At 62.5% G+C, this 18,300-nt stretch carries 18 protein-coding genes; 12 read left to right on the forward strand and 6 right to left on the reverse strand.

All coding sequences use genetic code 11. The annotated features are described in order from the left end of the window. Positions 1-24: 24 nt before the first annotated feature. The 6 genes from IE093_RS06405 to edd all read right to left on the reverse strand — a co-directional run bounded on the left by IE093_RS06405 (position 25) and on the right by edd (position 7,453). The gene (locus IE093_RS06405; protein WP_189467330.1) at positions 25-984 is read right to left on the reverse strand and encodes a carbohydrate kinase family protein; all 960 of its coding nucleotides are present in this window, start codon (positions 982-984) and stop codon (positions 25-27) included. Further along, positions 981-2,645 (reverse strand): glucose-6-phosphate isomerase, encoded by a 1,665-nt coding sequence (gene pgi, locus IE093_RS06410; protein ID WP_189467332.1) that lies wholly within the window; start codon positions 2,643-2,645, stop codon positions 981-983. Before pgi ends, IE093_RS06405 begins: the two co-directional genes overlap by 4 nt. A 127-nt stretch (positions 2,646-2,772) precedes the next feature. After that, complete coding sequence (locus IE093_RS06415; protein WP_189467334.1) at positions 2,773-3,648, reverse strand: aldo/keto reductase; 876 nt, start codon at positions 3,646-3,648, stop codon at positions 2,773-2,775. After that, positions 3,645-4,553: an aldose epimerase family protein gene (locus IE093_RS06420; protein WP_189467336.1), complete on the reverse strand. Its 909-nt coding sequence runs from the start codon at positions 4,551-4,553 to the stop codon at positions 3,645-3,647. Before IE093_RS06420 ends, IE093_RS06415 begins: the two co-directional genes overlap by 4 nt. Further along, positions 4,550-5,518, reverse strand: a complete 969-nt coding sequence (glk, locus tag IE093_RS06425) for a glucokinase (RefSeq protein ID WP_189467338.1) — start codon at positions 5,516-5,518, stop codon at positions 4,550-4,552. Before glk ends, IE093_RS06420 begins: the two co-directional genes overlap by 4 nt. A gap of 48 nt (positions 5,519-5,566) precedes the next feature. After that, positions 5,567-7,453: a phosphogluconate dehydratase gene (gene edd / locus IE093_RS06430; RefSeq protein ID WP_189467340.1), complete on the reverse strand. Its 1,887-nt coding sequence runs from the start codon at positions 7,451-7,453 to the stop codon at positions 5,567-5,569. 199 nt (positions 7,454-7,652) lie between these two features. On the opposite strand from edd, the gene gap reads away from it, so the two are divergent. From gap to IE093_RS06490, 12 genes are all read left to right on the forward strand, one after another. Next, entirely contained in the window at positions 7,653-8,654 is a 1,002-nt protein-coding gene (gene gap, locus IE093_RS06435; RefSeq protein WP_189467342.1) for a type I glyceraldehyde-3-phosphate dehydrogenase, read from the forward strand. Between the two features lie 316 nt (positions 8,655-8,970). Then, positions 8,971-9,294 (forward strand): hypothetical protein, encoded by a 324-nt coding sequence (locus IE093_RS06440; protein ID WP_189467345.1) that lies wholly within the window; start codon positions 8,971-8,973, stop codon positions 9,292-9,294. Between the two features lie 64 nt (positions 9,295-9,358). Next, positions 9,359-10,666: a sensor domain-containing diguanylate cyclase gene (locus IE093_RS06445; protein WP_189467347.1), complete on the forward strand. Its 1,308-nt coding sequence runs from the start codon at positions 9,359-9,361 to the stop codon at positions 10,664-10,666. Positions 10,667-10,768: 102 nt separating this feature from the next. After that, complete coding sequence (locus IE093_RS06450) at positions 10,769-11,890, forward strand: GNAT family N-acetyltransferase (protein ID WP_229803308.1); 1,122 nt, start codon at positions 10,769-10,771, stop codon at positions 11,888-11,890. Between the two features lie 88 nt (positions 11,891-11,978). Then, positions 11,979-12,332, forward strand: a complete 354-nt coding sequence (ftsB, locus tag IE093_RS06455) for a cell division protein FtsB (RefSeq protein WP_189467351.1) — start codon at positions 11,979-11,981, stop codon at positions 12,330-12,332. Then, positions 12,329-13,075 (forward strand): 2-C-methyl-D-erythritol 4-phosphate cytidylyltransferase, encoded by a 747-nt coding sequence (ispD, locus tag IE093_RS06460; protein ID WP_189467352.1) that lies wholly within the window; start codon positions 12,329-12,331, stop codon positions 13,073-13,075. The genes ftsB and ispD overlap by 4 nt, the downstream gene beginning before the upstream one ends. A gap of 7 nt (positions 13,076-13,082) precedes the next feature. Beyond that, complete coding sequence (gene ispF, locus IE093_RS06465; RefSeq protein WP_308427192.1) at positions 13,083-13,571, forward strand: 2-C-methyl-D-erythritol 2,4-cyclodiphosphate synthase; 489 nt, start codon at positions 13,083-13,085, stop codon at positions 13,569-13,571. Then, a complete protein-coding gene (truD, locus tag IE093_RS06470; protein ID WP_189467356.1) occupies positions 13,564-14,634 on the forward strand; it encodes a tRNA pseudouridine(13) synthase TruD in 1,071 nt (356 codons plus the stop codon). Before ispF ends, truD begins: the two co-directional genes overlap by 8 nt. A gap of 58 nt (positions 14,635-14,692) precedes the next feature. Further along, positions 14,693-15,439, forward strand: coding sequence for a 5'/3'-nucleotidase SurE (surE, locus tag IE093_RS06475; protein WP_189467358.1), 747 nt, complete (start codon positions 14,693-14,695; stop codon positions 15,437-15,439). 16 nt (positions 15,440-15,455) lie between these two features. Further along, complete coding sequence (locus IE093_RS06480; protein ID WP_229803310.1) at positions 15,456-16,091, forward strand: protein-L-isoaspartate(D-aspartate) O-methyltransferase; 636 nt, start codon at positions 15,456-15,458, stop codon at positions 16,089-16,091. After that, complete coding sequence (locus IE093_RS06485; RefSeq protein ID WP_229803311.1) at positions 16,088-17,047, forward strand: DUF368 domain-containing protein; 960 nt, start codon at positions 16,088-16,090, stop codon at positions 17,045-17,047. The genes IE093_RS06480 and IE093_RS06485 overlap by 4 nt, the downstream gene beginning before the upstream one ends. After that, entirely contained in the window at positions 17,040-18,233 is a 1,194-nt protein-coding gene (locus tag IE093_RS06490) for a peptidoglycan DD-metalloendopeptidase family protein (protein ID WP_189467361.1), read from the forward strand. Before IE093_RS06485 ends, IE093_RS06490 begins: the two co-directional genes overlap by 8 nt. The last annotated feature ends 67 nt before the right edge of the window (positions 18,234-18,300 follow it).

Consider the following 18,300-nt stretch of genomic DNA (forward strand, 5'->3'; position numbering starts at 1 on the left):
GCTCGGCGACTTTTCGGACAAACCCTAGTTCAGCTGCTCCAGATCGTCGCGGGTTGGCAGTGCGGCATAGGCGCCCGGGCGGGTCACGGCATGGGCGCCGCAACGGCAGGCGGTCTCCACCGCCCGATGCAGGAAGGCCGTGTCCTGATGCCAATCCCCGTCGATACCGTGCTCGGCGAGCTCGGCCAGCAGCCCGCCGATGAAGGCGTCGCCGCCGGCAGTGGTGTCCACTGCCTGTACGCTTGGCGGCGTGACCCGGTCGTCGAGGCCGACGCCCTTCAGCGCCACCTCGCCGGGGCCATCAGTGATCACCATGAACCTCACGCCGGCAGCGAGCCGTTCGGCCAGCCAGGCATCTTCCGGATGATCGCCGCGCAGGAAGTCGAGTTCCTCACGGGATAGTTTGAGCAGTTGGGCGCGATCCAGCAGGCGGGTCACCAGGCCGATTTCGGCGTGCCCCTCGGGCCACAGGTTATGGCGAAGGTTGGCGTCGACGCTGACCAGGCAACCTGCCCGAGCAGCCATGTCGGCAATGGCCAGGGTGGTCTCGGCGATGGCGTCTTCGGTCAAGCTGTTGGTGCACAGGTGAAGGATCGCCGGCTCGCTGAAGATTCCCGGCGGCAGGTGCTCCTGGCGATACAGCAGGTCCGCCGCGGGCGGCCGATAGAAATCGAAGGTGCGTTCGCCATCGGCATCGCGGGAGACGAAAGCAAGCGCCGTGCGTGCGGCCTTGGTACGTATCACGCCCGAGGTGTCGACGCCGTGGGCCGCGAGTTCGGCGGCCAGGAAGTCACCGAAATGGTCTTCGCCCAGCATGCCGAGAAAACGGCTGGGCACCCCCAGGCGGGCGCAGGCCACCGCCACGTTGGCCGGCGCGCCGCCGGCATAGGGGGTGAAGGTCTCGGGGCCCTGGGTATCGCTCTCTCCCAGGCGGCTGGAGAGCATGTCGACCAGGGCCTCGCCGAAGGCGATGATCGGGGTCATGCGTGCTTCTCCTTCTTGGCTTGGGGCTTGTTCTTGCCTTTGCCCTTGTCGGCTCCGGCCGAGCTTTCCCGGTGCTCGTTGAAATGCCGACGCACCAGAGCCAGCAGGCCTTGGGTCGAGGCGTCGAAATCCTGGCTGTGCTCGTCGATACGCTCGCTGATCTCGCCGGCGATGCGCTTGCCGAGTTGCACTCCCCACTGGTCGAAGGAGTTGATGTTCCAGATCACGCCCTGGACGAAAACCTTGTGCTCGTAGAGGGCGATCAGCGCGCCCAGGTTGCGCGGGGTCAACTCGTCGAGCAGCAGTGTACTGGAAGGCCGGTTGCCTGGGCAGCTATAGGGGTCGAGCTGGCTGTCTTGCTGGCTGCCTTCCATGAAGGCGTTGGCCTGGGCCAGCATGTTGGTCAGTAGTGCGAAATGGTGATCCTCGAAGCCGGGTTCGGGTTTCAGCGAGGCGATGAAGTCGATGGGCACGTAGCGGGTGCCCTGGTGCAGAAGCTGGAAGAAGGCGTGCTGGCCGTTGGAACCGGTTTGACCCCAGACGATGGGGCCGGTCTTGTAGTTGACCGGGTGGCCGAAGATATCCACTGATTTTCCGTTGGACTCCATGTCGAGCTGCTGGAGGAACGACGGAAGCTGATGCAGCGCCTGGTCGTAGGGCACGATGGCTTGGGTCTCGGCACCGTGGAAGTTGATGTACCAGATGCCGATCAGTGCCATTAGCACCGGCATGTTCTCGCTCAACGGCGCCTTGATGAAGTGCTGGTCCATCTCGTAGGCACCTTCGAGCAGTTCCATGAAACCATCGAAACCGACCGACAGGGCGATGGGCAGGCCGATCGACGACCACATCGAGTAACGGCCACCGACCCAGGCCCAGAATTCGAAGACGTTCTCCTCGCGAATGCCGAACTCCATGGCGGCCTTGCGGTTGGTGGAGGCAGCGATGAAGTGGGCACCCACATCGGCGTCCTCGCCGGCATTGTCAAGAAACCAGCGCCGCGCGGTCTTAGCGTTGAGCAGGGTCTCCTGGGTGGAGAAGGTCTTGGTAGAGACGATGAACAGCGTGGTGGCAGGGTCGAGACGCTTGAGCACCTTCTGGATATGGGTGCCGTCGACATTGGAGACGAAGTGGAAGTTGAACTCCGGATGACGGTACTTGAGCAGCGCCCGGCAGGCCATGTTAGGTCCCAGGTCCGAGCCACCGATGCCGATGTTGACCACGTCCTTGATGCGTTCTCCGCTATAGCCTTTCCATTCGCCGCTGCGCACTTCCTCGGAAAATCGCTTGATTTGCTCCCGGGTACGCTGGATCTCCGGCATCACATCCTTGCCGTCGACCATCAGTGGTCCCTTGTCCAGGTTGCGTAGCGCGGTGTGCAGCACTGGACGATCCTCGGTGACATTGATGATGTCGCCGGAAAACATCTGAGCGCGCCGCTGTACCAAGGCCGAATGATCGGCCAGCTCCAGCAGCTTGGTGAGTACGGCATCCGAGACGTGGTGCTTGGAGTAGTCGAGGAACAGGCCGCCGACACGCAGGCTCATCTTGTCGAAGCGTTGCGGGTCGGCAGCGAAGTAGTCACGAATGCGGTCGTTGGCGGTTTCCCGATAGAGTCTTTCGAGGGCTTGCCAGGTCACGCTGCGAGTGAGTTGGAACATGCTGCGATCCTTTTGTTGTCTGTTGCTACATGGAAAGAGCGGTGACTCGACGATAGGTAAAAGTGAATCGTGTCACCTGGGCGATCGTACGCCGAACATGGCTGTTAGGTGATGCTTGCAAGCGCATTCAGGCCACCCGTTGGCTGCGGGCCTCCTCGAGCAGGGCGAACCAGGTTGGGCGGTCCAGCCTGATACAGGCGCCACTGAGCAGTTCATCGATTCGCTGCTCCCGGAGGGTGCCGATCACCGGTACCGGATGGCCGGGAAGGCCTCGCAACCACGCCAGGGCCAGGCCGGCCGAGCTGGTAGTGAAATCCTGGGCCAGCCGAGCCAGCGACTCTCCCAGCACATCCTCGAATACCGTGCCTCCACCCAGCGGCGACCAGGCCATGGGACGCATGCCATCCGCCAGAAGGGCGTCGTAGAGGCCGTCGAACAGGGGTTCGGGGTGGGCCAGGGATAGTTGCAGTTGATGGCTTACCAGGGGATGACGCATGGAAGCCTGCAAACGGCGCCATTGCTCGGGGAGGAAGTTGGAAACGCCAACAGCGCCGATCTTGCCGGCATCGATGGCCGCGTCCAGGGCACCCCCAGTCGCTGCGGCATCCATGAGCGGGTCCGGGCGGTGGAGCAGGAAATGGTCGAGGCGTTCGACGCCCAAGCGCGTGAGCGAAGCATCGATGGCCGCGGAGAGGTAATCCGGTGAGCTATCGTAGTGCTTGACACCATATGGCGAGGTATCTCGCGATGGGGTGACGATGCAGGCCTTGGTGACGATACGTACACGCGCCGCCAGTCCCGGGCGGGCACGCAACGCATCGCCGAATAGCGTCTCGCCCTTGCGGTCACCATAGATATCGGCATGGTCGAACCAGGTCAGTCCCTGGTCGAGACGGGCTTCGATCCAGTCCGCCAGGGCATTCGGGTCGTGCAGGGCCTCCCTCTCGTGCAGGCGCATCATGCCCACCAGGAAAGGCACCTCGATCCGCAGATCCTCGTTCATGGCATCTCCTCACACGTGATGGTCGTGGCCAGCAAGTGTTGGGCGCCGGGGACCAGCCACACCGGATCCAAGCGTGTACAGGCGGCCTCGATACACAGGAAGCGCCGTGCGACATCTGCCGGGGTGTCGGAGGGCAGGTCGTCGCCTGGGTGCCAGACCACGGTAGAGTCACTGCCCTGCTTGGCGATACGCAAGCGGCGTCTGCCGTCGTCGAGCATAACCACTCGGTTGGACTCGAAGATACGGTCCAGGGGGCCGCGAATGCCCAGTTCGCCCTGCTGGATATGCTCGGCGAATCCTTGGCGCTTGTCGAGGTAACGAGCACCGGCGAGCCCTTCGATGCGGCAGCGATGAGTGTCGGTAACGGCGAAATAACTATGCAAAGCGCCACTCATCTTCACTGGCGTCTCGCCACGATGTTCGGTAACCAGCTCGACGTGCAGGCGCTTGGCATTGGCTTGGATCACTGCGCGAGGCACAAGTTGCGTGTGCAGCCGGTCGACAGGCGACAAGTGCAACTCGATACCTTCCTCATGCTCGTCGGTGGCATCGAGACGCCACTCGGCCTTGCGAGCTGGGCCGTGCAGGGGGCCGGAGCGGTCCGGCGACTCGTCGGCGGTGTGCTCGTCAGCGAACCAGGGCCAGCACAGCGGGATGCCGCCGCGGATGGCACCAGGCGTTTCCTGGGGCGTGGGTGTGACCCACAGCCAGCCGTCATCCAGTGCCGGTGAGCCGGCCGCGGCAGCGGGCGCATAGGGCAGGTAGTGCAGAACCTGAGCGCCCTGCAGTGATACCGCCAGTTCACCCCAGCTCTCGCGGGCCAGCCACAGGGAGCGTCCAGCCCACTCGGCCTGACGTTGTCCGTGAGTCTCGTCCAGCAGAGTGCGCAGCGACGATGGGATCATGCCACCTCCTCGTTATGCAGGGCTTCAGCCGCCCCCAACAACCCTGTCCAGGGAGCGGTGACCACCCAAGTGGGAATGTCGGCATTGTAGGCGCTCATGCGCCCTTTGTCGGTAAAGGCCTCGCGAAAGCGGCTTTTCGGCAGCCAGTTGAGTAGTCGTGGCAGAATGCCGCCGCACAGATAGACACCGCCACGAGCACCCAATGTCAGAGCGGCATCGCCACATACGTCGCCGAGGATCTTGAGAAACCGTTTCACGGTATCCACTGCGATGGCATCGCCCTCGTTGGCTGCGCTCGTTACCTCGGCCGGAGTGGTATATCGGGGATTGGCCCCCTTGAGAGATGCATGGGCGCAATACAGGTCCAGGAGCCCTTGGCCACACAGGATACGCTCCACCGATACCCGGCCATAGCGTGAACGAAAATAGCGCAACAGGTTCTGCTCGCGTTCGTCGGTAGGCGCGAACGTTACGTGGCCGCCTTCGGTGGGCAGGGGTACCCAGGCATGCTGACCCGGAAAGACACCAGCCACGCCCAGGCCGGTACCGGGCCCGATCACCAGCCTTGCGCAGCCTTCGGTAGCCCGGCCCTCGCCGATGGCCACCAGATTGCTAGCATCGACATGCGGCACGCCCAAGGCCTGGGCGGTGAAGTCGTTGATGACCTTGAACAGCGTCAAGTCGAGTTCGCGCTGAACGTCGCGCCGGGAAAATTCCCAGGCGTTGTTGGTCATGCGTACCCGGTCGTCGTGGACCGGGCAGGCAAATGCCAGACAGGCCTCGCGAGGGGCGCTCTCGCCATCATGTCCGACCCGGGCCAGGTAGTCGCGTATCGCATCGACCAGGCTTGGATAGTCGGCACAGGGCAGGCTTTGAATGTCATGCGGTTTGAAAGTATCCGGCGTGACCAGCGCAAAGCGCGCATTGGTCCCGCCGATATCGCCGATCAGGGCTGGACGTGTCATGGGCGGCCTGTCCGGTCAGTTGTTGAATAATTGAATGTCACGCAAGCCTTAGGCATCCAGTTCGTGGATGAAGCCTTCCTGGCGCGCGAGATCGTCAGCCTCGAATCCGCCGAACACGCCGGCGCCTTCCTCGGCGCCTGCCGCTAGATGACGGAAGCCGCCGAACAGTTCACGCCCCAGGCCATAGTGATAGTGGTCCAGATTGGCCTCGACGATCTCGCGTCCGTTCCATTCGTGAGCATCCACCAGCACCTTCAGATCGCCCTTGTCGGCATCCAGGTGGATCACGTCGCCGTCGCGCAGCTTGGCCAGCGGGCCACCGTCGATGGCCTCCGGCGTGACATGGATGGCGGCCGGCACCTTGCCGGACGCACCGGACATGCGACCGTCGGTGACCAGCGCGACCTTGTAGCCGCGATCCTGAAGAACGCCGAGATAGGGAGTGAGCTTGTGCAGTTCGGGCATGCCGTTGGCCTTGGGCCCCTGGAAGCGCACTACCACGACTACGTCACGATCGAGCTCGCCGGCTTCGAAGGCGGCCTTGAGTTGGTTCTGATCGTCGAACAGTCGCACAGGCGCTTCGACGAGTCGGTGCTCGGGCTTGACCGCCGAGATCTTGATCACGCCACGGCCGAGGTTGCCGTCGAGCACGGTCAGCCCTCCGGTCGGGGAGAAGGGCTCGGCGACTGGGCGCAACACGTCAGCATCATGGCTCTCGGTCGGCCCCTCGCGCCATACCAGCTTGCCATCCTCCAGGAAAGGCTCCTGGGTATAGGCGCTCAGGTCGGTGCCAAACACAGTGGGAATGTCGCGGTGAATCAAACCGGCGTCGAGCAGTTCGCGGATCAGGAAGCTCATGCCGCCGGCTGCCTGAAAGTGGTTCACGTCGGCCTGACCGTTGGGATAGATGCGAGTCATGCTCGGTACCACCGCGGACAATTCGGTGAAATCGTCCCAAGTGATGGTCAGCCCCGCGGCGGCGGCCATGGCTACCAGGTGCAGGGTATGGTTGGTGGAGCCGCCCGAGGCCAGCAGGCCGACCATGGCGTTGACGATGGCCTTCTCGTCGATTTGCTTATAGAAGGGGCGATACTCTCCACCGGGCTCACTGTTGCGGACTGCCTGCTGGGCGGCGTAACGAGTCAAGGCCTCGCGCAGCGACGTATTGGGGTTGACGAAAGAGGCTCCGGGCAGGTGCAGGCCCATGATCTCCATCATCAGCTGGTTGGAGTTGGCGGTGCCATAGAATGTGCAGGTGCCGGGGCCATGGTAGGACTGGGATTCAGCCTCCAGCAGGTCGTCGCGGCTGGCCTTGCCTTCGGCATAGAGCTGGCGTATACGCGCCTTTTCCTTGTTCGGCAGACCGCTGGTCATGGGGCCGGCAGGGACGAACAGCGCCGGTAGATGTCCGAAACGTGCCGCGCCGATGAACAGTCCAGGAACGATCTTGTCACAAACCCCAAGGTAGAGCGCGGCATCGAACATGTTGTGTGACAGCGCCACGGCAGTGGCCATGGCGATCACATCACGAGAAAACAGCGACAGTTCCATGCCAGGCTGACCCTGGGTCACGCCGTCGCACATGGCCGGTACTCCCCCCGCGAACTGGGCTGTGGAGCCCATGGCGCGAGCCGCTTCCTTGATGATCTCGGGGAAAGGCGCCAAGGGCTGATGCGCCGACAGCATGTCGTTATAAGACGACACGATGCCCAGGTTGGCGCTGTTCATCATCTTCAGGCGCCCCTTGTCGGTTTCACCACAGGCGGCGAAACCGTGTGCGAGGTTGCCGCAGGAGAGGTCGCTACGGTGTACGCCCCGGCGATGCTGGTCGCTCATGCGCTGCTCGTAGAGGGCGCGACGCTCGTGCGAGCGCGTGCGAATGCGCCGGGTGACCCGGTCTACCGTGGCGTGCAGAGGAGGGGTCTGGGTGGCCATATGCTACCTCGCTTGGCGGTGTTGAATGATGATGTTGGTAAATTTAGCAACAAAACACTTGATTGTCGCCTCTTTTTGGGCCAGATTATCATGCAACCGTAGGATTATTTCACTAAGAGCCGTTCCGAATGGGTATTTAATGGGACCTTGAGGTGCGGCGCTCGACTCAAATACAGCATATAAGTACGAGGATGCCGCCATGACGTTACGTGTCGCTATCAATGGCTTCGGTCGTATCGGTCGCAATGTACTGCGCGCCCTTTACGAAAATGGCTATCGCGATCGGATCCAGGTTGTCGCGATCAATGACCTGGGTGACCCGTCCCTCAATGCTCATCTGCTCAAGCATGACAGTGTGCACGGCCATTTCCCTCACAAGGTGGCGCACGACGAGGAGAACCTCAGTGTCGATGGCGAACGGATTCGCATCCTTTCCGAGCGTGACCCCGCCAGGTTGCCGTGGCACTCGCTCGAGATCGACCTGGTGATGGAGTGCACGGGGCTGTTCACCAAGCGCGCCGACGCTGCCAAGCATATCGAAGCGGGTGCGAAACGCGTGCTGATCTCGGCACCCAGCCCGGATGCCGATGCCACCGTGGTGTATGGCGTCAATGAGCAGGTGCTGACTGCCGAGCACCGCGTGGTCTCCAATGCGTCATGCACCACCAACTGCCTGGCTCCGGTCGCCAAGGCGCTCAACGATGCCGTTGGTATCGAAAACGGCCTAATGACGACCGTGCATGCCTACACCAACGACCAGAATCTGTCGGATGTCTATCACACGGATCCGTACCGCGCGCGCAGCGCAACCCAGTCGATGATCCCCACCAAGACCGGTGCAGCCGCGGCCGTTGGCCTGGTGCTGCCGGAACTGGATGGCAAGTTCGATGGTCTAGCGGTGCGCGTGCCGGTGATCAACGTGTCACTGGTAGATCTGGTATTCACCGCCAGTCGCGACACCACCAAGGAAGAAGTCAATGCCATCGTCGCCAAGGCGGCCGAAGCGTCTCCGGTACTGGCCGTGAATGCCCAGCCATTGGTGTCCATCGACTTCAATCACGATGCCAACTCTTCCACTTTTGACGCCAATCACACCCGCGTCAATGGTCGCCTGGTCAAGGTCATGGCCTGGTACGACAACGAGTGGGGGTTCTCGAACCGAATGTTGGGTACCGCGCTGGCGATGCAGGCCGCTAGCTGATCGTGACTCGGCTGCGTCGAGACCTTCCGGGAGGAGGGAGCGTGGCCTGACCCTGTACGGACATCATGCCGTCGCGAACTCTTCGCGCACTCACGGCTCCGCTCGGAATGTCGCGTGGCATGATGTCCGACCTAATGTCCCGTCCAATGTCTTTGGGTGCCTCTGGCACCCTTTTTTGTGCCTCTTCGAGCGCTTGGTGGGGCGTTGTCAATAATCTTGGTGGTTAGCCCCTGCGCCGCGTGAGCAAGCTGCTAAGCTGCTGGTACATGGGATCACTTCGGTATCATCAGGATATGGTGGCTGGCGGCTCTGCGTCATGCACGATAGCGTAAATGGTGTTCATACCCTGCTGGGATCGCGATTGCGCGACGCTCGCCGAGGTCGCGAAGGGCGCATCGTAGGTGTCGATCAGACAAGACCGACACCGGCATTGCTGATCGTGTGGGAGGCAGGGCAAGGCGTCGAACGCGTCAGCCTGAGCAGCGGGGAGCTTCGGGCGCTGGTAGCATCCAGCCTGGGGCATCGCCCCCGAAGTCTCGAGGGCCAATCGCCCAAGGTGCGCAACGATGCCCATGCTGGCGATTCGCCGAGTCGTGTCGGTATCGAGCCGGTGGCGGGGGGAGTCACGGGGCCGCGTTGAGCCGTGATATCGATGTCATGCTGTTTATACCGGCGATCGTCATGTCGACGGTCGAGGGAACACCATGAACATGAATATGAATGCGCAGGCGACAGAGAACCTGGAGCTGTTGCGAAGGTTCGAGCGTCTCAGTGAACAGTTGCCGGGTACACTCTATCAGTGTCGTCTTGCGCCGGATGGCTCACTCGACTTCCCGCTGGTCAGCGCCAGAATGCGTTCGATGTTCGGAATCGACGCGGAAGAGGTGATGCGGGATCCGCAACGATTCCTGTCAGGGATTCACACCGACGATATCGATGCCATGTGGCGCAGTCTCCAGCGCAGTGCCTTGAAACTCGAGGTTTGGTATCACGAGTTTCGCTACTGTCATCCCCAGGGTGATACGCGCTGGGTCCGTGGCCATGCCACCCCGCAGCGGGAGAGGGATGGCAGCGTACTGTGGCACGGTTTCTGCGAGGACATCACCCAGTACAAGCGCTCGCAGCTTGCCTTGCGGGAAAGCGAGCGTCGCTATCGTTTCATCGTCGAGAATGTCTCCGACCTGATCGTGCTGATGGACGCCGACGGTACCTGCCGGTTCGCTTCACCTTCGGTGAGCGAGGTGCTGGGCTATGTGCCGGAGGCGCTGGAGGCGCATGAGTTGGTCGGTCTGATGCCGCCGGATGATGCCCCACGCGTGCAACGCTTGCTGCATGAGGCGGCGTGTCGTGGTGAAACGTTGCGTCTTGAGGTGCGCGTTCGCCATGCCAAGGGACACTACGTGTGGCTGGAAGCCAGTTGTTCCCCCTACCTAAGCCCGCTCAACGGCCGCTACGAGTGGCTGCTGGCGGTGGCTCGCGACATTACCGACCGCAAGCGTCGCGATATGCGTCTGCATGAATTGTCGACCACCGACAGCTTGACCGGAGCGCTCAATCGTGCGGCCTTCATGGGGTGCCTGGAGAGTTCGCTCGAATCGGCCAACCACACCAATGGCCGGCTGTCGGTGGTATTGTTCGACGTCGACCACTTCAAAGCCACCAACGATTCCTGGGGACACGCCGCGGGCGACCTGGTACTGGCCTGCCTGGGCGAAGTATGCCGGACGACTCTGCGCAGCAACGATATCTTTGGCCGTATTGGTGGCGAGGAATTCGCCCTGATCCTCAATGGCCAGTCGCTGCAGGAGGCGCTGGTGCTCGCCGAGCGCTTGCGTTGTAAATTCGAGCAGGTACGCGTCGAGTTCCATGGTCATTGGCTCAACTTCACCGTCAGTTTCGGCATCGCCGAGCGGCGTCGGGGCGAGTCCATGAAGGGTCTTTTGCATCGTGCCGACATGGGGCTATACGCTGCCAAGCGCTTGGGGCGCAATCGCGTACAGCAGGCCTCGTAGTGACTCGGGGGGCAGGGGATGACCCTTGGCAGCAGCATGCTGGACATGCTTTGCTCTTGGCGTCGAGGTCGCCAAGAGGGAAAGGAAATGCATGGCTTGTCGATGCAGAGCGTTTCTGCCATCGAGGCGTTACCTGCCGAGGCCTGGAATGCCTTGGTCGGAGACGCTTATCCGTTCCTGCGTCATGAGTTCCTGCATGCGTTGGAGGCCAGCGGAGCCGTCTGCGGTCGTAGTGGCTGGGAGCCTTGCCATCTGGCGCTGTGGTGGGGCGATGCGCTGGTCGGGGTAATGCCGTGTTATCACAAGTACCACTCCTTCGGTGAATACGTCTTCGACTGGGCCTGGGCCGATGCCTGGGAGCGGGCTGGTGGGCATTATTACCCCAAGGCCTTGACGGCGATCCCCTTCACTCCAGCACCGGGGCCTCGCCTGGCGCTGGCTGCGGGGATCGACCCGGTCGAAGCGCGGGAGTTGCTGGCCAGCGCCTGGGAAGACCGTGAGCTGTCGAGTTGGCATCTGCTGTTCGCGGAAGACGAGGAAGTCGATGCCTGGCGAGCGGCTCGCCCGTCACTGCTCGAGAGGCACAGCGTCCAGTTCCAGTGGCGGGATGCCGGTTATGGAGACTTCGACGGTTTCCTCGCTGTCCTGACATCGAAGCGACGCAAGGAAATTCGTCGCGAGCGACGGATCGTCGCCGATCAGGGAATTCGCCTGCGGCGTCTCGTGGGGCGTGACATCGACCGCGAAGCCTTGATGCACTTCTATCGTTGTTACCAGATCACCTACCTCGAACGCGGCCGGCAAGGCTACCTGAACCTGGAGTTCTTCGAACGCCTGCTGGCAACCATGTCCGATGCCTTGGTTCTGGTTCAGGCGTGCCTGGGAGAGCGGCCAGTGGCGGCCGCGTTGTGTCTGCAAGGGCGCGATACCCTGTTCGGGCGTTACTGGGGCAGCGAGGTGGAGGCAGATTGCCTGCACTTCGAGGCCTGTTACTACCAAGGCATCGAGCATTGTCTGGCGCACGGGCTGACCTGCTTCGACCCCGGCACACAGGGCGAGCACAAGCTGGTCCGAGGCTTCGCGCCGCGCCGGCTGCGTTCATTGCACCATATCGCCGACCCCCATCTTCACGATGCCGTAGCCCGCTTCTGTGACAAGGAGCAACGCTATGTCGCGGCATACCACGAGCGCGTCATTCAAGCCCTGCCCTTCAAGCGAGCCTGATACCATTTGGCACTGCTTGGTCGGGCTCTGCGTATCGTGGGCGATGATGGCATAATGTCTGGCATCGAGTTTCCGACAGGATGCCAGGATGTTGAAGTGGCTCGCTATTGTGCTGATTGCCCTATTTGCATTATTGCAGTACCGCTTGTGGTTCGGCGAGGGTGGGCTGCGCGAGCTGATGCAGATCCGGGCCCGCGCCGATGCCCTGGAGGAAGAAAATCGCCCGCTACGCGCACGTAACCAGCGTCTGGCGGCAGAAGTGGTGGACTTGAAAACCGGCCTGGATGCCATTGAGGAGCGCGCGCGCAGCGATATCGGTATGGTACGCGAGGACGAACAATTCTTCTGGGTACCGGGGGTGGTGACCGAAAGTTCGCGCATCGAGCAGCGCGCCCTGGATTTCAGCCCGCAAGCCCGGATCGGTGAGGAGTCCCGTCAATGAGCCGTTGGTGGTGGGTGGTTCCGGCTGCGGGGCAAGGCCGGCGTATGAGGGCCGATCGTCCCAAGCAATACCTGGAACTCGACGGGCGGCCGGTGCTGGCGCACACACTCGAACGCCTGCATCGTGCCATGCCGGAGGCTGGATTGTGCCTGTGCCTGGATGCTGACGACCGCTGGTTCGACCCTGCCTGGGTCCCCTTCGCTGACTGGCGCCGGGTGACGGGCGGTAGTGAGCGGGTGGATTCGGTGGCCAATGCCCTGGCGGCGCTTGCCGAAGAGGCGACCGACGACGACTTTGTGCTGGTGCATGATGTGGCACGCCCGTGTGTTTGGGTCGAGGACTTGCGACGCCTGGCAGGCGTGTTGGTCGAGGAGCCCGCGGGCGCGTTACTGGCGACACCGGTCGCCGATACCGTGAAGCGCGACGATGGCCAGGGCCATGTGCACGCCACCGTGCCTCGTGAGGGGCTGTGGCAGGCACTGACGCCCCAGGGGTTCCGTTACCGCCTGTTGCGCGATGCCCTCGCGTTGGCCCGCTCGCGGGGGCTGGCGGTTACCGACGAAGCCTCGGCGGTAGAGGCGTTGGGCGTCTCGCCGCGACTGGTGGCGTCTCGCCGCGACAATCTCAAGATCACTCACCCCGAGGACCTGGCGTTGGCGTCTCATGTGCTCGCCACCCAGGCTGCTCTGGATGGGGACCCGCTACCGACCTCTCCGACTCCCCAATCTTGGCAAGAGAACTGACATGACCCTGAGAATCGGCCATGGCTTCGATGTGCATCGCTTTGGACCTGGCGACCACCTGATCGTCGGTGGCGTCGAAATCCCTTTCACGCATGGCTTCGTCGCCCACTCCGATGGTGATGTCCTGCTACACGCGATCTGCGATGCCTTGCTCGGGGCCTGTGCCCTGGGCGATATCGGCCGGCATTTTCCGGATAGCGACCCCGCTTGGGCGGGGGCTGATAGCCGTGATCTGTTGCGCCACGTGGTCGAGCTAGTGGCCGCACGCGGTTATCGGGTCGGCAACCTGGATGCCACCCTCATTGCTCAGGCGCCGAAAATGGCGCCGCATATCGAGGCCATGGTCGCCCATATCGCCGAGGACCTGAAGGTCTCGCCAGGGGCGGTCAACGTCAAGGCCACGACTACCGAACGCCTGGGCTTCACCGGTCGCGGCGAGGGGATCGCAGCCGAGGCCGTGGTCCTGTTGCAGCCTAGGGAGAACTCCGATGACTGAATCGGTCACGGCAATGCCATTGACCTGGCCGCCGGCTTGGCCGCGGGCGCTGGACGAGGTGATGGGGCAACCGCCACCCCGGGGTGATTACCGCGCCTCTCCCGAGGACTTCAAGGTCGAAGAGTGTCTGGGATTTGCACCAGAGGGCGAAGGGGAGCATCTCTGGTTGTGGGTGGAAAAACGCGACCTGACCACCCTCGAGTTGGCTCGACGGCTAGCCAGAGCCTGTGAGGTCGGCGTGCGCGATATCGGCTACTCCGGCATCAAGGACCGCGTAGCGGTGACCCGGCAATGGTTTTCGGTGCATTTGCCCGGCCGAGCGACACCGTCTGACCTGTCCATGCGACTGGCGGATACGCCGGTAAGAGTACTCGAACAAGTGCGGCATCCGCGCAAGCTCAAGCGAGGAGTGCATCGCGCCAACCGCTTCGAGCTGCGTTTGACCGGCGAGGTAGTGCGTGATCCCGGCGTGGAACGACGCTGGCAATGGCTGTGCGAGCATGGCGTACCCAATTACTTCGGTCCTCAGCGTTTCGGCCCCGGGGGGCGCAATTTGATCAACGCCAGGGCGGTGCTGGCGCGTGGCTGGCGCAAGCGCGACGACCGGGAAGGCATGCTGCTTTCCACCGCGCGCAGCTATCTGTTCAACACTCTGTTGGCTCGACGCCTGACAGCCGGTCACTGGGCTTCGGCGCTACCTGGCGATGTGCTGATACTCGATGGCACGGCTAGCCAGTTCCGAGCCGATATTATCGATGCTGAACTGCGTGAGCGGTTGCGGCAACTGGATTTGCATCCCAGTGGTGTGCTGTGGGGGACGGGCCGCCTGGCGAGCCAGGCCGATGCGGCGGCCTATGAACAGGCGCTGGCCATCGCTGAGCCCGAGCTGTGCGAAGGGCTGCAGCGGGCGGGGGTGCGTATGTCCCGCCGGGCCTTGCGCGTGCGTCTGGGGGCACCTGCACTGATGCGTGACGACGCTACCTTGACGCTGTCTTTCGAACTGCCCCGAGGGGCCTTCGCCACCGCGGTGGTGCGTGAGCTGATGGCCCACCCCGATCTTTGATGGCGTGGAGGTTCGTGAAGTTTGCGCAAGAGAAAGATTGATTCACCAGGAAGAGACGATGCGAAGATTATTGCTGTCCAATGACGATGGCGTGCATGCTCCGGGGCTGCGAGCTCTTTATGACGCGTTATGTCCGCACGCTCGGGTACGGGTGGTGGCGCCGGATCGCGACAAGAGTGGGGCCAGCAATTCGCTGACGCTGTCCCGTCCTTTGGCCCTGAGCGATCTCGACAATGGCTTCTACTGTGTCGATGGGACCCCTGCCGACTGCGTCTACTTGGGGGTCAATGGAGTCTGGGACGAAAAGCCGGATCTGGTGATCTCGGGCATCAATCACGGTGGCAACCTGGGGGACGACGTGCTCTATTCGGGGACCGTTGCCGCCGCCATGGAAGGGCGCAACCTGGGTATGCCGGCGATCGCCATGTCGCTGGTGGGTAGCCATCATTTCGATACCGCCGGTCGCGTCGCGGCGAGCCTGATCGGGGCCGCCGACCAGTTGTCGCTGCCCCCGCGCAGCCTGCTCAACGTCAACGTGCCCGATCTCCCTTGGGAGGAGATCCAAGGCTTCCGCGTCACTCGGCTGGGGTATCGTGGCCCGGCGGCACAACCGTTGAAGGTTTGCGATCCGCGCGGTCGCGAACGCTTCTGGATCGCCGCTGTCGGCGAGAACGCCGACGAGGGACCGGATACCGACTTTGCCGCCGTGAAGGCGGGGTTCGTTTCAATCACGCCGCTGCAGACCGACCTGACCCGGCATGCGGCATTGGATGACGTTCAGGGCTGGTTGGATGCACTCACATGAATTGCGCGGTGTCGGCATGACATCGCAACGTACCCGTGACCGTTTGGTCGCCCGTTTGCGGGCTGGAGGCATCGAGGATACCCGTGTGCTGGAAGTACTCCGGCATGAGCCACGTCACTTGTTCCTCGATGAGGCACTGGCTCACCGTGCTTATGAGGACACCTCGCTACCCATCGGTCATGGCCAGACCCTTTCGCAGCCATGGATCGTGGCGCGGATGACTGAACTGGTGATCGCCGAGGCTCCCGAGCGGGTACTGGAAATCGGAACCGGTTCCGGCTATCAGACGTTGATTCTTTCTCGGTTGGTGCCGGAATTGTGGTCGATCGAGCGGATTACCGCCCTGTATCAACGCGCGGGTGAACGTCTGCGCCGCCTCAAGGTCTCCAATGTGCGGTTGCGTCTCGCCGATGGTGGCCACGGTTGGCCCGAGGCGGCCCCCTTCGATGTCATCCTGCTGACGGCCTGTGCCCGGGAACTGCCCGAAGAGCTGCTGGCCCAGCTTGCTGGTGGCGGCAGACTGATCGCACCACTGGAAGAAGCCGACGGCCGCCAGTGGCTAACCCAGGTGCGTCGCCGGGGCGACGCCTTCGATTACCAACGCTTGGAGCCGGTGCGCTTCGTCCCGTTGTTGCAAGGAGTCATTCGTTGAAGCGTTCGTATTCCATCTTCCTGAAGGGTGCCGGCATGGGAGCGGCCGATGCGGTTCCCGGGGTCTCGGGAGGGACCATCGCCTTTATCACCGGCATCTACGAAGAGCTGATCCATACCATCAAGCAGTTCGGCCCCACCGCCTTCACGGCCTGGCGTCGTGGTGGCTGGGCGGAGCTTGCCGTTCATCTCAACCTCGCCTTCGTGGTGCCGCTGCTTGCCGGGATCGCCGCCAGTCTGATCAGCGTGGCGCACCTGGTGACCTACCTGATGGCCGAACATGCGCTATTGCTGGATGCCTTTTTCTTCGGTTTGGTCGCGGCTTCGGTACTTGTGGTTAGCCGCGAGTTGCCGAATTGGCGGCTATGGCATGTGGTACCGCTGGCCGTGGGACTGTTGCTGGCCAGGGCCTTGCCCGGGCTGATGCCCGTTGTCGCCACCCTTGGGCAGGAAACCCTATTGCTGGTGGTGGGGGGCGCCATCGCCATCAGCGCCTTGTTGTTGCCTGGTGTCTCGGGGAGTTTCCTGCTGCTGACCATGGGGCTCTACGGCACGGTCATGGAGGGCATCAAGGGGTTCGATTTGGCCCTGATCGCGCAGTTTGGTCTGGGCTGTGTCCTTGGCCTGTTCTTTTTCTCGCGGTTATTGTCTTGGATGCTGCGCTGCTTCCATACTGCAACGCTGCAACTGTTGGTCGGTTTCATCCTGGGATCCTTGCCAACCTTGTGGCCATGGCGGGAATTGGTCAGATACCAGTTGGGACCGGACGGCAGGATGATTCCGCTGGATTATCGTTATCTGTCGCCAGGGAATTATGCGTTGCTGACCGGAGAGTCCGCGCAGCTTTTTGGTGTGCTGGCCTTGATGCTGGCTGGTTTGATATTGGTGCTGGTGGTCGGCAGACAGTCCCGTCCATCCCAGGCACGCCCTCACAAGGAGGAAGGCTCCGATGCGTAAGGCCCTGTTGATTTCCGCTATGGCGTTGGGCATGGCGGGTTGCGCTACCCAGCCGGAGGGTCCTTCTCAGGTCCAGGTACGCGACCTGTCGATGAGCCGTGAACGGGAAGCGGCGAGTACCTATACCGTGGAGGCAGGTGACACCCTGTATGGTATTGCCTGGCGGTATGACATGGATTTTCGAGACTTGGCGAGCCTCAACGATATTGGCCCTCCTTACCGGCTGCAACCGGGGCAGCAACTGCGTCTCGATGCCAGCGGTGGTGGGCAGAGGGCCACCGCTTCGACTTCCACGCAAGCCGCTTCCGGAGCCCAGGTCAGTGGAGCGGTCGATGTCGATGCCGAGAGCGGCAACCTCGACTGGTTGACGCCGGACGAAGAGGCTATCGAGCGCAATCGCCGTTTGACGGCGCGCTCGCTCGATGAGTCGGGTACCAGTGAGTCGGCGCTTGGAGCCGCGGCCGCTGCCGGCGAGCAACGGGCGGCACAAGAGGAAAACACCAATTCCCCTGGCCCGATTTACAACTACGGTAGCCCCGGTGCCGATGGCCAACTGAGCGAGCGCGATCTTGCCGAAAGCGAGGCGCTTGCCGCAAGCCGGCAAGTCGCCGATTCAGCTACGGAGTCGTCGACCGCGGCGAGAGCGGAGGCTTCCGATACGCAATCCACGCAGCAGGCTGGCCCTGACACACAGTCGTCATCGACAACACGCGATACTGCTCAGCAACAGCAGCCGGATGCCGGTACTGCCGTGGCCGGTGAATCCCAATCGGCGGGAGGTGAAAACGCCAACCGGACATACACTCCCGTGGATGAGGTGCCTTGGCAGTGGCCTGCCGACGGGGAGCTGCTGGGGCGTTTCGGCGAAGGTTCGAGTATCACGGCCGGCATTGATATCGGCGGGCAAAAGGGGCAACCTGTCAGAGCGGCCGGACCGGGAATCGTGGTGTATGCGGGCAATGGGGTGCGAGGCTACGGTAACCTGATTCTGCTCAAGCACAACGATCAGTACCTTAGCGCCTATGCCCACAACGACAGCTTGAGAGTCAAGGAAAATGACGTAGTCGAAGCCGGAGAGGTGATTGCCACCATGGGCGATACCGATGCCGACGGCGTCAAGCTGCACTTTGAGGTGCGCCGGGATGGCCAGCCTCAAGACCCCTTGGAATTCTTGCCGTCACGTTGAGTGACGGCTTGCATCGCACAATAACAACAGCGACCATCGCCATGCGACAGGGCATATCGGTACATCG

The organism is Litchfieldella qijiaojingensis (genome assembly GCF_014651875.1).
In the GTDB taxonomy this organism is placed as follows: domain Bacteria; phylum Pseudomonadota; class Gammaproteobacteria; order Pseudomonadales; family Halomonadaceae; genus Litchfieldella; species Litchfieldella qijiaojingensis.

Excerpts from the sequence above, each read along its gene's own strand:
- IE093_RS06480 (WP_229803310.1), top strand. The coding sequence starts at position 15,456 with ATGACATCGCAACGTACCCGTGACCGTTTGGTCGCCCGTTTGCGGGCT.
- IE093_RS06445 (WP_189467347.1), top strand. The coding sequence starts at position 9,359 with ATGAACATGAATATGAATGCGCAGGCGACAGAGAACCTGGAGCTGTTG.
- glk (WP_189467338.1), bottom strand. The coding sequence starts at position 5,518 with ATGACACGTCCAGCCCTGATCGGCGATATCGGCGGGACCAATGCGCGC.
- IE093_RS06450 (WP_229803308.1), top strand. The coding sequence starts at position 10,769 with ATGCAGAGCGTTTCTGCCATCGAGGCGTTACCTGCCGAGGCCTGGAAT.
- IE093_RS06440 (WP_189467345.1), top strand. The coding sequence starts at position 8,971 with ATGCACGATAGCGTAAATGGTGTTCATACCCTGCTGGGATCGCGATTG.
- IE093_RS06490 (WP_189467361.1), top strand. The coding sequence starts at position 17,040 with ATGCGTAAGGCCCTGTTGATTTCCGCTATGGCGTTGGGCATGGCGGGT.
- gap (WP_189467342.1), top strand. The coding sequence starts at position 7,653 with ATGACGTTACGTGTCGCTATCAATGGCTTCGGTCGTATCGGTCGCAAT.
- surE (WP_189467358.1), top strand. The coding sequence starts at position 14,693 with ATGCGAAGATTATTGCTGTCCAATGACGATGGCGTGCATGCTCCGGGG.
- ftsB (WP_189467351.1), top strand. The coding sequence starts at position 11,979 with ATGTTGAAGTGGCTCGCTATTGTGCTGATTGCCCTATTTGCATTATTG.
- IE093_RS06415 (WP_189467334.1), bottom strand. The coding sequence starts at position 3,648 with ATGAACGAGGATCTGCGGATCGAGGTGCCTTTCCTGGTGGGCATGATG.
- pgi (WP_189467332.1), bottom strand. The coding sequence starts at position 2,645 with ATGTTCCAACTCACTCGCAGCGTGACCTGGCAAGCCCTCGAAAGACTC.
- edd (WP_189467340.1), bottom strand. The coding sequence starts at position 7,453 with ATGGCCACCCAGACCCCTCCTCTGCACGCCACGGTAGACCGGGTCACC.
- truD (WP_189467356.1), top strand. The coding sequence starts at position 13,564 with ATGACTGAATCGGTCACGGCAATGCCATTGACCTGGCCGCCGGCTTGG.
- IE093_RS06420 (WP_189467336.1), bottom strand. The coding sequence starts at position 4,553 with ATGATCCCATCGTCGCTGCGCACTCTGCTGGACGAGACTCACGGACAA.
- IE093_RS06405 (WP_189467330.1), bottom strand. The coding sequence starts at position 984 with ATGACCCCGATCATCGCCTTCGGCGAGGCCCTGGTCGACATGCTCTCC.
- ispD (WP_189467352.1), top strand. The coding sequence starts at position 12,329 with ATGAGCCGTTGGTGGTGGGTGGTTCCGGCTGCGGGGCAAGGCCGGCGT.